8 protein-coding genes and 1 pseudogene are annotated in these 12916 nt (G+C 52.9%); 4 read left to right on the top strand and 5 right to left on the bottom strand.

The window, feature by feature from the left end:
• Positions 1–68: 68 nt before the first annotated feature.
• Positions 69–1769, top strand: a complete 1701-nt coding sequence (gene phaC / locus P3W75_RS04620) for a class I poly(R)-hydroxyalkanoic acid synthase (RefSeq protein ID WP_276226195.1) — start codon at positions 69–71, stop codon at positions 1767–1769.
• A gap of 607 nt (positions 1770–2376) precedes the next feature.
• Here the strand turns inward: phaC and P3W75_RS04615 are convergent.
• Entirely contained in the window at positions 2377–3414 is a 1038-nt protein-coding gene (locus P3W75_RS04615; protein WP_276226194.1) for an AraC family transcriptional regulator, read from the bottom strand.
• Between the two features lie 352 nt (positions 3415–3766).
• Between P3W75_RS04615 and P3W75_RS04610 the strand changes: the two genes are divergently transcribed.
• Genes P3W75_RS04610 through P3W75_RS04600 form a run of 3 tightly spaced genes read left to right on the top strand, consistent with a single transcriptional unit; the run spans position 3767 to position 8706 of the window.
• On the top strand, positions 3767–4837 hold the full coding sequence (locus tag P3W75_RS04610; RefSeq protein ID WP_430765338.1) for an HlyD family secretion protein: 1071 nt from the start codon (positions 3767–3769) through the stop codon (positions 4835–4837).
• Positions 4834–7578, top strand: a complete 2745-nt coding sequence (gene rbbA / locus P3W75_RS04605; RefSeq protein WP_276226192.1) for a ribosome-associated ATPase/putative transporter RbbA — start codon at positions 4834–4836, stop codon at positions 7576–7578. The genes P3W75_RS04610 and rbbA overlap by 4 nt, the downstream gene beginning before the upstream one ends.
• Positions 7579–7581: 3 nt before the next feature.
• Positions 7582–8706 (top strand): ABC transporter permease, encoded by a 1125-nt coding sequence (locus P3W75_RS04600; protein WP_276226191.1) that lies wholly within the window; start codon positions 7582–7584, stop codon positions 8704–8706.
• A 691-nt stretch (positions 8707–9397) separates the two neighbouring features.
• Here P3W75_RS04600 and P3W75_RS04595 read toward each other — a convergent pair.
• From P3W75_RS04595 to P3W75_RS04580, 4 genes and pseudogenes are all read right to left on the bottom strand, one after another.
• Positions 9398–9607, bottom strand: coding sequence for a YgdI/YgdR family lipoprotein (locus P3W75_RS04595; RefSeq protein ID WP_079382993.1), 210 nt, complete (start codon positions 9605–9607; stop codon positions 9398–9400).
• A 389-nt stretch (positions 9608–9996) separates the two neighbouring features.
• Complete coding sequence (locus tag P3W75_RS04590; protein WP_276226190.1) at positions 9997–11199, bottom strand: 3'-5' exonuclease; 1203 nt, start codon at positions 11197–11199, stop codon at positions 9997–9999.
• Between the two features lie 43 nt (positions 11200–11242).
• Positions 11243–11401 (bottom strand): annotated as a pseudogene (locus P3W75_RS04585) (helix-turn-helix transcriptional regulator); the annotation flags it as partial.
• A gap of 639 nt (positions 11402–12040) precedes the next feature.
• Positions 12041–12883 carry an alpha/beta hydrolase gene (locus P3W75_RS04580; RefSeq protein ID WP_276226213.1) on the bottom strand — a complete coding sequence of 281 codons (843 nt, stop codon included), beginning with the start codon at positions 12881–12883 and terminating at the stop codon, positions 12041–12043.
• Positions 12884–12916 lie beyond the last annotated feature (33 nt).

The raw sequence follows: 12916 nt of genomic DNA, 5'->3' as shown, positions 1-12916 counted from the left end.
ACGTCAGACATGATCGCACCGCGCCCCTCACCGGGTGCGGCCTTTGTTTTCATACTCCCGGAGAGGCCATGGACAACGGACACACCTTTGCTCACTACTGGTCGGGTCAGGCGCCTTTTGTCGCCAGCTTCATCCTGCAGCAACTGCGCTTATATGTGGCGCAAAATGCTTGGTTCAGCGGCCATGACCAAAGCCGGTGGTTCGACGTACCTGTCGAGGCGTTGGAGCAGCTGCAGGCTGGCTACCAACAACAGTGGGCCGAACTTGGCCAGCAACTGCTGACCTGTCAACCGTTCGTGTTCAACGATCGTCGCTTTGCTAGCGACAACTGGAGCGAACCGCTGTTCGGCTCTCTGGCTGCCTTCTACCTTCTGAACTCCGGTTTCCTGCTGAAATTGTTGGAACTCCTCCCCATCGATGAGCAAAAGCCGCGCCAGCGCCTTCGTTACCTTATCGAACAAGCGATTGCAGCAAGTGCTCCCAGTAATTTTCTGCTGAGCAACCCCGATGCTCTACAACGCTTGGTAGAAACCCAGGGCGGCAGCCTTCTAAGTGGCCTATTGCATCTTGCTAGTGACCTGAAGGAAGGAAAGTTGCGTCAATGTGACCTGGGCGATTTCGAAGTCGGTGTGAATCTGGCCACCACCCCGGGTGCCGTAGTGCTGGAAACCCCTCTTTTCCAACTGATCCAGTATTCGCCGCTCAGCGAAACGCAATACCAGCGGCCAGTATTCATTGTCCCGCCGGCGATCAACAAATACTACATCCTCGACCTCGGCCCGGAAAACTCTCTAATCCGCCATCTGTTGGAGCAAGGTCATCAAGTTTTTCTGATGTCCTGGCGCAACTTCACTCAGGAACAGGCCGACGTCACTTGGGAGCAGATCATCCAGGACGGAGTGATCAGCGCCCTGCGCACTACCCGGGCCATCAGCGGTGAGCGCCATCTGAACTGTTTGGGGTTCTGCATTGGCGGCACCATGTTGAGCTGCGCTCTAGCGGTGCTGGCAGCGCGTGGCGACCACGATATTGCCAGCCTGAGTCTATTCGCCACCTTTCTTGACTACCTTGATACCGGGCCGATCAGCGTCTTCGTCGATGAGCAATTGGTGGCCTTCCGTGAGCGCACCGTCGGTGGCCATGGTGGAAAATATGGCCTGTTCCGCGGCGAGGACATGGGTAATACCTTCTCCCTGCTGCGGCCCAACGAGCTGTGGTGGAACTACAACGTAGACAAGTACCTCAAGGGGCAGAAGCCGCTTGCTCTGGACCTGTTATTCTGGAACAACGACAGCACCAATCTGCCGGGGGCTCTGTATTGTTGGTATCTGCGCCACACCTACCTGCAGAACGACCTCAAGTCGGGGGAGTTGGATCTGTGCGGCGTCAAGCTGGATCTGCGCGCTATAGATGCTCCGGCCTATATCCTGGGTACTCACGACGACCACATCGTGCCTTGGCGCAGCGCCTATGCCAGTACGGCATTGCTGGGAGGCTCAAAGCGGTTCGTCCTCGGCGCCTCCGGCCACATCGCCGGAGTAATCAATCCGCCAGCTAGACAGAAGCGGCACTACTGGACCAATGATCGCATAGAGTCAGTGCCCGACGATTGGCTGCAGGGAGCTCAGCACCATTCTGGTAGTTGGTGGAGCGATTGGTTCACTTGGTTGTCTGGCTATGCCGGTCCACGCAAGACTGCCACCAGTATGCTGGGCAGTGCCGAATACCCACCGCTTGAGCGTGCGCCTGGCCGCTATGTTCAACAGTAAAGGCAATGTCAGCTGAATAAGCTTTATGTGCTCGGCCTCTGAGTCGATAGGGTTGGTTGATTGCTCCCGGGCGAATTTGGTCGACGTGTTGCTCGCTGGCAGTGGCGTAAGTAGCACTTGTCTACGGGGTAGCGGTAGAACGGATATCCATGGTCCCAATAGTGTGGTTGCGAGCAGTCTTTTATGGTGTAAGGCCATTTAATAAGATGCTGGGGTGTGTTGTGCTAACTCTTCAGTTTTTGGAATGGTCAAAGAAATATACTATTGGCTCATGGTCTACGAAAGAGTCTCGGTGGAGTTGTTAGTTGGTGAGCGTGGTTTTGGCTTTTTTGTGGTAGGTGCCTGCTGGATAATTATGTCCGAGAAACTTGAGGTGTCCAATGTTAGATGACTATGAGTTTGAGGGTTGCTCTGGATTTGAGCTCAGAAAGCCTTTCGATGTTGGATATGAGTCTGGTTTGTTGGGTTTGACAATTTTTGACTGCCCATACTCTCATTCGACTGTGGAGGGGCTTTGTAGTCGTCATGAGTGGCTTAATGGGTTTCTCACTGCTCTTTCACAAAAAGGCGATCTGGGTTTGCTTTAGGGATGCTCGGAAGTACGGGACTATTTCAGACCATCCCTAGGTAGGTTCGTTCCTGCGTTGGTGCTTCGAAAGCTCCCTGGTGGAGTGCCGAACCAGCGTAGGCAGGCCTTGTGAAGGCTGCTGATTTCTTTAAAGCTTAGCAAGGTGCATATGTGCTCTAGCGAGTAAGATAGATAATTTATTAAATAATGCTCGGCTAGTTTTTTTCGAGTGCTATCGAGTATTTTTTTGAAGTTATTTCCCTCTTTTGCAAGTTCGCGCTGCAAGATTCGAACGTTGGTGTTAAGTTCTTTTGCTACGGAGTCTATGTCGCAGGGGGAGCTCCCGAGTCGCTTGATGAGCGAGGATCGTGTGCGCTCGCTGAAATATCCATTATTTAAATGGTGTTTTTGATGTTCAGCCAGACTTTCGTGGAGTACCGCGAGTGCCTCGTTTGCAGTGCTTAGGGGAATAGATAGTGCTTCTTGAAAAAATAGGATGCTATTTCGATTTCTGTCGAAGTGTAAGGTGCAATCAAAAATCTGTTGGTGCTCTGAGATGTCTTTTGGCATGGGGTAGATAAACTCGACTTCTCGTGCTATGGGACGTCTTCCTCCTGTCATTCGACGGCATAGTCCCATGGTTGATGATAGTATTACATCGCTAAATGCTCGAGATTTCTTTGCTTTGCCTTCTGAGTTGTCAGAGTGCCACAGGCGCATTCCACTCTTCTCTTGTGTGAGTTTGATGGTAAAGCCGTTTCCTAGAAGCGTGGAAAAGCGAACTAGTGCCAATAGTGCATCTTTTAAGTTGGCGCTGGATATCATTGCATATCCTACTAGTTGAAATGCACCTGGAAGAAGTTGATGGTGGGCTTTCAGTCCAATGTTTGGGTTGCTGCTCTCGATTTCTGCTAGATCCATTAGTTGAAGAACGCTAGATCTTGAGATGAATTTGCTTTGTGAGCTTAGTTCTTCGATATCTATTCCTGACTCTTTGCAGAGTCGCTCTGTGTCGAGACTTTCACTGGCAAGGATGCTCACTAGCTGGACGGTTAGACTGGTACTTATCCTGCTCACCACTCGCTGCTCCTGTTTTGGGGGCGACTCTTGTGCGTTTATATATGTATATCTGGATGCTGTGAGTATGTCCATAGTCCTTCTGTCTATAGAATTTGTTTCTGCAGACGTTTTTTTGGCGCCAGGGGACGTTGCCTATGCCTCGGTGGTTTGGTTCACTCTTGTGTTGAGACGGAGCTGAGTGGGTGTAATTCTCTGGGTTTAGTGACTTTAACCTTCGTAGTATTTGTCGGTGTGTTTCCCCTTACTTTGGGAGGGCGTTGTAGTTTGTGTGTTTGGTGATCTGGTTGAGTTTTATGGTTTTTTAGGGGCGTGTTTCGTTTTTTTGGTTCGGTTTGGTTCGGGGTGAGTGATGAAGGTAGGTAGGAGATGGCTACTCCGTGTTCTCTTGTTTCTGGCCTGTATAGCGGTTTTTGCTCTTGTATGGGTAATGTTGAGGCCTAGTGCTATTGGTAGGGAGTTTGCTGCTGCTAACGGACGAATAGAAGCTACTGAAGTAGATGTAGCTACCAAGCTGCCTGGTCGAATTGCATCAATCAACGTTGATGAGGGTGACTCCGTTAAAAGTGGCGAAGTGGTTGCGCAAATGGATACTCAGGTTCTCGAAGCTCAGTTGGCTCAGGCGCAAGCAGAGGTACGTCGAGCGCAGAATGCGAAGTCCACTGCTGAGTCTTTGGTGGCCCAGCGGATGAGTGAGAAGGCCACCGCTGAGGCGGTGGTGGCGCAGCGTCAGGCTGAGCTCACAGCTGCGCAGAAGCGTTTCAGTCGCACCGAGCAGTTGGTCAAGCGAAACGCACTTCCGCAACAACAACTCGATGATGATCAAGCCGTGATGCAGAGCTCGCAGGCCGCTCTGGCTGCTTCGCGCTCGCAGGTAGTCTCGGCTCAGGCCGGGATCGCCGCCGCGCGCTCCCAGGTGGTCGAGGCGCAATCGGCCATCGAAGCGGCTACCGCTAGCACCGCGCGCCTGCAAGCGGATATCGACGACAGCCTGCTCAAGGCCCCGCGCAATGGTCGCGTGCAGTACCGCGTGGCGCAGCCGGGTGAGGTTCTGTCCGCTGGCGGCAAGTTGCTCAATATGGTCGATCTGGCCGACGTCTACATGACTTTCTTTCTGCCTTCGGGCCAGGCCGGCAAGGTCGAGCTCGGCCAGGAAGTGCGCCTGGTGATCGATGCGTTACCGCAGTACGTGATTCCAGCCAAGGTGTCCTACGTGGCCAGCGTTGCCCAGTTCACACCCAAAACTGTGGAGACTGCCAACGAGCGCGAGAAGCTAATGTTCCGTATCAAGGCGCGCCTTGATCCGGCTCTGCTAGAGAAGTACATAACTTACGTGAAGACCGGCGTTCCAGGCATGGCTTACCTCCGCCTCGCTCCACAGTGTGAGTGGCCAACTGACTTGCAGATCAAGGTCCCGCAATGACCTCTGCCGACTGCGTAGCGCTTTTGAACGGTGTCTTGCTGCGTTATGGTGAGACCCGAGCATTAGACAATATCAGCTTGGACATTCCGGCTAATCGCATGGTTGGTTTGATTGGCCCTGATGGTGTTGGTAAGTCCAGCTTGCTCGCGCTGCTTGCCGGTGCTCGCAAGATGCAGGATGGAGATATCCAAGTGCTGGGCGGCGACATGCGCGACATGCGCCACCGCCGCGCCGTGTGCCCGCGCATCGCCTACATGCCCCAGGGTTTGGGCAAGAACCTCTACCCGACGCTCTCGGTGTTCGAGAACGTCGACTTCTTCGGTCGTCTCTTCGGCCACGACAAGGTCGAGCGCGAGCGGCGCATCGCCGACCTGCTGCACAGCACGGGCCTTGCGCCCTTTGCCGAACGCCCGGCGGGCAAACTCTCCGGCGGCATGAAGCAGAAGCTCGGGCTGTGCTGCGCGCTAATCCACGATCCCGACCTGCTGATCCTCGACGAACCCACCACTGGCGTCGACCCGTTGTCGCGCAACCAGTTCTGGGAGCTGATCGCGCGCATCCGCGCCGGCCGCGAAGGGATGAGCGTGCTGGTGGCTACGGCCTACATGGAGGAAGCCGAGCGCTTCGATCACCTGGTGGCGATGGACGACGGCAAGGTGCTCGCTACCGGCACGCCCGCCCAACTACGTGAGCAGACTGGCACGCAGAATCTCGAAGAGGCCTTCATCGCGCTGCTGCCCGAGAGCAAACGCGACGGTCACCACAAGCTGGTCATTCCACCTCGCCCACAGAGTGACGGCGCGCCGCAGATTGCCATCGAGGCCGAAGGGCTGACCTGCCGCTTCGGCGATTTCGTTGCGGTGGACCACGTCAGCTTCCGTATCGAGCGCGGGGAAATCTTCGGCTTTCTCGGCTCCAACGGTTGCGGCAAGTCCACCACTATGAAGATGCTCACTGGCCTGCTGCCGACCAGCGAGGGTAGCTGTGCCTTGTTTGGCCAGCCGGTGGACCCTAACGACATGGAGACGCGCCGGCGAGTTGGCTACATGTCCCAAGCCTTCTCCCTGTACGCCGAGTTGACAGTGCTGCAGAACCTCGAATTGCACGCCAAGCTATTCCATTTGCCGGACGAGCAGATTGGCCCGCGGGTTGAGGAAATGCTTAAACGCTTCGACTTGGATAAGGTCCGTTACGAATTACCTGACAGTTTACCGCTAGGTATCCGTCAGCGCTTATCACTAGCGGTGGCAGTTATCCATAGGCCGGAAATCCTGATCCTCGACGAGCCTACCTCAGGCGTTGACCCAGTTGCTCGTGACGGTTTTTGGGAGCTGATGGTGGAGCTTTCGCGGAACGATGGTGTGACCATCTTTATCTCCACCCATTTCATGAATGAAGCCAGGCGCTGTGATCGTATCTCACTAATGCATGCAGGCAGGGTTCTCGACAGTGACACTCCCCAAGGCCTTATGGAGAAGCGCGGTCTGCCGACTTTGGAGGCCACTTTCATCGCCTACTTGGAGGAGGCAGCTGGAGGACCTGTAACTATTGAGGCACAGACCACGCCGGAACAACCTTCTGAGACAACTAAATCAGCTAAATATAGGGGGAATGATCGCTTTAGCTGGCTGCGTCTACTTAGCTATGCCCGCCGTGAGGCAATGGAGTTGCGTCGTGACCCAGTTCGTCTGACCTTGGCACTATTGGGAACGGGATTGCTGATGTTTATTATTGGGTATGGGATTAACGTAGACGTAGAAAATCTTTCTTTTGCAGTGCTTGATCGTGATCAGACTACCAATAGTCAAGAGTATGTACTCAATGTCGCGGGTTCGCGCTACTTTATTGAACATAACCCGATCCAAACTCCAGAAGAGCTTGACCAGCGTTTGCGTAGCGGAGAGTTGAGTTTGGCATTGGAAATACCGCCAAATTTTGGTCGTGACTTAAAGCGTGGAGATACTCCAACCATCGGAGTTTGGATAGATGGTGCCATGCCAACTCGTGCTACTACTGTCCAAGGTTACGTTCAATGGTTGCATACTAGCTATTTAGCTGAACTATCACGTGAAAATGCTGGCTCCAAGTCCAGTGCAGCAGCAGGTGTAGAGGTACGATACCGATACAATCCTGACGTGGAGAGTCTTAAAGCCATGGTTCCGGCGGTGATTCCGTTGCTGCTGATCATGATCCCAGCGATGCTCACCGCCTTAGGAGTGGTGCGTGAGAAGGAGTTGGGCTCAATTACCAACCTATATGTCACTCCAGTAACTCGCCTGGAGTTCTTGCTTGGCAAGCAACTGCCCTACATCGGTATGGGCATGATTAACTTCGTACTAATGCTTACCATGGCGGTGCTACTGTTCCACGTGCCTCTCAAGGGCAGTCTGTTGGCACTGACTCTGGGAGCGCTGCTCTACGTGATTACCAGCACAGGTCTAGGATTGCTGCTCTCTACCTTCATGAGGAGCCAGATAGCTGCGGTGTTCGGCACTGCGATCGCCACTATGATTCCGGCTATTCAGTTCGCCGGGCTGATCCATCCAGTATCCTCGCTGGAAGGTGCCGCTGCGTTAATCGGCAAGCTGTATCCGACCTCGCATTTCCTGATTATTAGTCGTGGTGTCTTTTCAAAAGCGTTAGGTATTTCTGATCTATGGGGTTATTACCTACCATTGGTAGCTATGATACTGATGCTGACGCTGCTAAGTGTGTGCCTCCTGAAGAAGCAGGAGATCTAATACATGAAGAAGTTAGCGAACATCTTCAACCTTGGTATCAAGGAGTTCCACAGTCTGGGGCGTGACTATGCAATGTTGATCCTGATTGCATGGGCATTTTCATTTGGCGTATACAGTTCCGCAACAGGAGTGCCTGAGACGCTACATCACGCCTCTATTGCTGTGGTTGATGAAGATCAGTCTCAACTATCAAAGCAAATAATAAGATCCTTCCAGCAGCCATACTTTCAGACTCCGTCTGAGATAAACCAAGTCGAAATGGACCATGGGATGGATACTGAGTTGTACAGCTTTACACTTGATGTTCCACCAGACTTTCAGAGAGATGTGCTCGCTGGTCGCAATCCAAAGATTCAGTTAAATGTCGATGCGACCCAAACAGTTCAGGCTTTCTCTGGTGCTGGATATATACAGAGCATCATCGATAGTGAGATAAGGGAGTTTGTTAATCGCTATCGAGGGGAGCAGCCTCTGCCCATAAGGTTGGCTGTGCGCTCAGAGTTTAACCCAAATTTAACTCAGGCTTGGTTTGGGGCTGTAATGGAGGTTATAAATCAGATCACGATGCTGTCGATAATCCTTACTGGGGCCGCTCTTATTCGGGAGCGTGAGCATGGTACGGTCGAGCATTTGCTAGTAATGCCCCTGACTGCATTTGAGATTATGTTGGCTAAAGTTTGGTCGATGGGAGTGGTCGTGCTCACGGCTGCGGCTGCATCTTTGCTATTTGTTGTGCATACATGGATTGGTGTTCCATTGAGTGGGTCTTTTTTGCTTTTTTTAACGGGGGCGGCTATCCATCTATTTGCTACAACTTCAATGGGGATTTTTTTGGGGACTGTCGCTCGCTCAATGCCTCAGTTGGGGCTTCTGGTTATAATAATATTGATTCCATTACAGATATTGTCAGGCGGGACAACTCCTCGAGAGAGCATGCCTGAGTTGGTTCAGAATATAATGTTGGTCGCGCCGACTACACATTTTGTAACGTTGGCACAAGCTATTTTGTTTCGTGGGGCTGGTTTTGCAATAGTTTGGGGGCAATTTGCGTCGATCTTTATTATTGGGCTAGTGTTCTTTGTTTCGGCGCTTTGGCGTTTTCGTCGAACTATCGGGCAGATGGCGTGACTCTATTTGTTTGAATTATTTTTGGCTTGTTTTGAATTTAAAATGCTCTAATTGGTTTTTTGCAGGATCCATGATGGAAAAGATTGGCAAAGATCATGTGGTTATCATATGTGCTGTTTATTTGGCAGGGGAGTGGGTCCGGCCAAGTTCATTAGGGGTATGGCTTCCGCTTTCGCCGGATAGTTACTTTTTGGATCTGTTTTCATTGGGGTTGCTTGATAGGCGGATGCATACTTCAAATTCTAGGTTTTTGCGGAATAACAATAAAAGCTCTGTTGAATATAGATTGTCAGAAAAAGGGCGTCTGTTTGCGGAATCAGTTATTAATGATCGATAGCCGTGCTGTTGTTCGGCCAATATACAGCCTGTGGTAATGTTCGAGTGCGAGGTTGGTTTCCTTCATGCTGTTTGGATGTCAAGAGATTCTGGTAGAGTTTCTGCGTCAATTGATGTTGGTTTGGGGTTGGCAGTCTTAGATAGATTGGCTGCCATGCTGTTTTAAAGTGGCTGTAGGTTGAAGATTCAAGGCTGAGAGGGGCGCCCTATCCTTGCATAACGGTGCTTAGGATAGGGCCTATGGTTGTAATGCGGTCCTCAGCAGTTTTGCACGCCGTAGAATTTTTGGATAAGATCTGTAAGTCCTGGTTCTTGGCTTTTGGCTGGATTACCAGTATCTAACGGAGTCCTATCCTCAACGCTCGATTAGCTGCTTAACGCTACTTTGGGGGATCTGTTGGTTTTTGCCCTGACTATCTTTGAATTCGAGCATCCCAGTCTTGTTGTCTAGTCGAGGTTTGTCGGCGGTAGTCAGTACTTGACCATCATTGGTCATGATCAGGTATTCGGTAGAGCAAGCACTCAATGTGAATGTACAGAGAATGGCTGCGATAAGGTTTTTCATAGTGCACCTCAGTTTGGGCTTTAACTCCAAAGGCCACTGTTCTCGTGGCCTACATAAATTTTAATATAAATTGTTCCTCGGCATAAGCCCTGTCGTGAGGATTTCTTTGTGAAATAATGATATTATTTCTCTGCCGAGGGGTTCCCCGCGAAGATATCCCTAGGTAAGCCACTCTCTTTTTGAGAGTGGCTTTTTATTTGGTTTTCTGTTGCTCTGTCCTTTGCGAGATGTCCGAGTCTATGTGAAAGTACGCTTCGTAGCCCATAGGGTATGTATTCATGTGCGTTGCAGATGTATGGCTCTCGATTTTGAGCGATGTTTACCTGCGAAAGGAGGATGGAACTGTGAATAAGCGCAATCAACTATTTAAATGCGATCTCAAATCTATTTTATGCCGACGCTATCTCCATCGGCGCCATGCTGGCCACCAGTAGACGCGTATCCCCATCGTCAAAAACGACTCGCAGAACGCGATCGTCGATCCATCTGTCGATGGTTCCACTCCCGAAGATGGCATGAATTACCCGCGTTCCTTTTGCCGCGCCGAAGAAGTTTTGGTTTGCTCCCATGGACGTGGGTGAGGACGGCTGTGGGCGCTTTGCATAGCGCCAGTCTTTAGAGAAGGGAAAGGTCGTGAAATAGGTATTCGCGATCTCGGGACGGTCTACCTCTCCAAGGGCCGCGAAGCGTTCTTCTTCAACAGCGGCTCCTGCATGCCGAGCTAAGGCAATGTCCATCTCCCAAAGAAAGCGAGATACGGAGCTCGTTTCCGGATGCATTTCCGTGATATCCGGGCGCTCCAGGCTACGCTGAAACTCCAAGTCGTTGGGGTGAGCAATGAAAACCTCATCGACGGCGCGCGTGATGGCCACGTAGAACAGCCGGCGCTCTGCCTCGATTTCATCGGCGCTTAGGTCGTCCCTGGGAAAGCCGCTTCTCACGACTCCAGGTACGAAGACCCTCGACCACTGTGCCCCTTTCGCTCGATGAATGGAGCTGATCCACACGTGTGGCGTTGTGGGGGGCTCCATGGCCGATGAGTCGATGAGCGGGTCGATGCTATCCAGAAACGCATCGATGCTGCCTTCATGCCGGCTGGCAATGAGCCGGAAGGCCTGGACGTTCGCCATGACGGCAGCCGCCTGATCCGCGGTGGGGGACTGCTTTTCGATATTGCGTTCGAACTCCGTTGCCAGCAGATAGCGATCCAGGACGGTGAGCACCTTTTCCTGCGGATCGGTGGCGGTCGCCAGGATCTCAAGCAAATCCGCACGGTCACGAATCTGGTTGGCTTGATAGTCTTTGGTTTGCAGTGTGATGGTCGAGCGGATGGCTTCAACAAGGCGTTCTGGCTGACGCACGACGAACTCTACGACGCGGTTTATTGCTGCCTTGTCCAAGTAGAGGGTAGGGCGGTACAGCAAACTCTTGATGACGTATCGGAGCTGGTCGGCATCCAAGGTTTTCCAGCGGCCACTGGCCAACTGGAGGACACCGAGCAGCGCGCTGATCTCGGGAATACGCATCAGCGGCGGCCGGCCATAGACGTGATAGGGGATGCCGCGTTGGTGCAGCTCGTGTTCGACGCTCACGAATGTGCGAATGACAGGCTCGTGATCAACGGCCGTGTTCAACCAGCCGGTTCAGGTCGCGCTGGATGGAGCGCAGAGTTACGGAAAAGCCTTTATCGCGGAGCTTTTCGAGAAGGGTTGGTGTTGCGATGCGCCGAGGCTCGGTGGGTATCAGTCGCAATAATGCGAATAGCCTGAGCAGCGTATCCTTCGCTTGGGACATGAAGACTACCTTGTGTTGAAATGCGACTTATCGCCAACGTTCTGGCGTCAAGTCAGTGCCGATGCTAGCGGCTTGAGTGGCATTGTGCCATCTATTGCCTGTGAAATCAGACCGGGTCCCACTCAGCGGAGCGTTATAGCTTTATGCCGGCTGTGGGAGGACTGAAGATGGTCATTCACATGGAAGGAGACTGACGAGCCTCTTTCTCACGTTTCAGTTCGTTGTATTCGCAGTACAGCTCGTACCCTTTCTTCAGCACTACAATGAGGCCGATTGCGGCAAACAGATTTTTCATTGGAAGCTCCTTTGGTGGATCCTCTATAGATTTGCTTGAAGGGGCGACAAGTTGTGTCGCCTGCTCTTGGGCAGGATCACTGCTTATTGGCACTGAGGAATTGCTCCAAGCGCGTCCTGAGAATTTCCTTATGATTAGCGCCGCGACGTTCAAGCGAAGGGCTATGGCAGTTGGGGCAGGTGATGAACCAATCGCGTTCCAGTACCAGCACATCGCTCTGGGGAAAAATGGTCTTTCTCCAAGAGCAGCACGCGCAGGTGAGGGTGAAGGGAGCTGGTGGGATTGGCATAGTAGTCATCCCGTGACTATTGGACGGCGCCAGACTGCCAGCAGGTCGCGACAGATCATGTCGCCTCACTTGATCTGAGTCTTGGCTGAACACAAGGCGAAGGTTGTAGTGCTGGAGTGAGGGGCTGTACCCAGCGCTTCCATGCGACTTCCCAGCCAGTATCGTGGCTTGCTCCCGGTATATGGATGCATTCGATATGAGAGGGGGAGCCGAGGGCCCTCCGGTAAAGGTCTGGCAAGCGACTTGGAATAACGGTGTCTCGCTGTCCAACTAAATGCCGCTGAGGCAACGACACGAGTTGACTACGATAGTCGAGCGGATCTAGTGAGCCGTTGAGTGGCGAGAGCCCTTTCAGTTCTGCCCAAAGTCGTGGGCTGAGGTTGCCGGCTAGGGTTTGGACCAAGGTGACGTCATCCCGCTGAGCCGCCAGCAGCAGGGCTAGTGCCGCGCCTCCTGAATATCCCACCAGCTCGAACTCCCGGTTGCCATAGCGCTGCTTCAACTGATCCAGCGCCTGACTGAGGCTCGTGATTACTTCCTGGGAAAAGCGCCGATCAGTCCAGAGGGCAGGTTCGCAGGTCGGTGCCATCACGAACTGACAAGGCCGCGCCAAGTAGGCATTCGGTGTCGGATCGTCCACGGCCAGGCGCGCCACCAGCAGGTTGTGCGGACTCGGATCCAGGCTGGGCTGCGTCGCTGTAGCCCAGGCATGGCCATCTCCTTCCAGGTAAACGCGTAGACGAGTGGCTTTCGTTGTGCCCTGAGGGGGAAGCATAGCGAGCGGGAACGGCTGCCCCGGTAGGATTTCCAGTTGGCGCCCGTGCTCGTCAGCCAACTGCTGCAGGGCTTCGTGTGGCGACTGGCAGCCGGAGAGCAGGGTGCCGACTAGCAGCGCCATTAGGACTCGAAGAAAACCGACCCACAAGTGCGG

Source organism: Pseudomonas citronellolis, assembly GCF_029335315.1.
In the GTDB taxonomy this organism is placed as follows: Bacteria; Pseudomonadota; Gammaproteobacteria; order Pseudomonadales; family Pseudomonadaceae; genus Pseudomonas; species Pseudomonas citronellolis_A.
Note: the sequence above shows the minus strand (reverse complement) of the source record. Positions and strands in the feature narration are given on the sequence as shown.

What these genes read in the sequence shown, in the direction of transcription:
- phaC (WP_276226195.1), top strand. Translation starts at nt 69, where the DNA reads ATGGACAACGGACACACCTTTGCTCACTACTGGTCGGGTCAGGCGCCT.
- P3W75_RS04610 (WP_430765338.1), top strand. Translation starts at nt 3,767, where the DNA reads ATGAAGGTAGGTAGGAGATGGCTACTCCGTGTTCTCTTGTTTCTGGCC.
- rbbA (WP_276226192.1), top strand. Translation starts at nt 4,834, where the DNA reads ATGACCTCTGCCGACTGCGTAGCGCTTTTGAACGGTGTCTTGCTGCGT.
- P3W75_RS04600 (WP_276226191.1), top strand. Translation starts at nt 7,582, where the DNA reads ATGAAGAAGTTAGCGAACATCTTCAACCTTGGTATCAAGGAGTTCCAC.
- P3W75_RS04595 (WP_079382993.1), bottom strand. Translation starts at nt 9,607, where the DNA reads ATGAAAAACCTTATCGCAGCCATTCTCTGTACATTCACATTGAGTGCT.
- P3W75_RS04580 (WP_276226213.1), bottom strand. Translation starts at nt 12,883, where the DNA reads ATGGCGCTGCTAGTCGGCACCCTGCTCTCCGGCTGCCAGTCGCCACAC.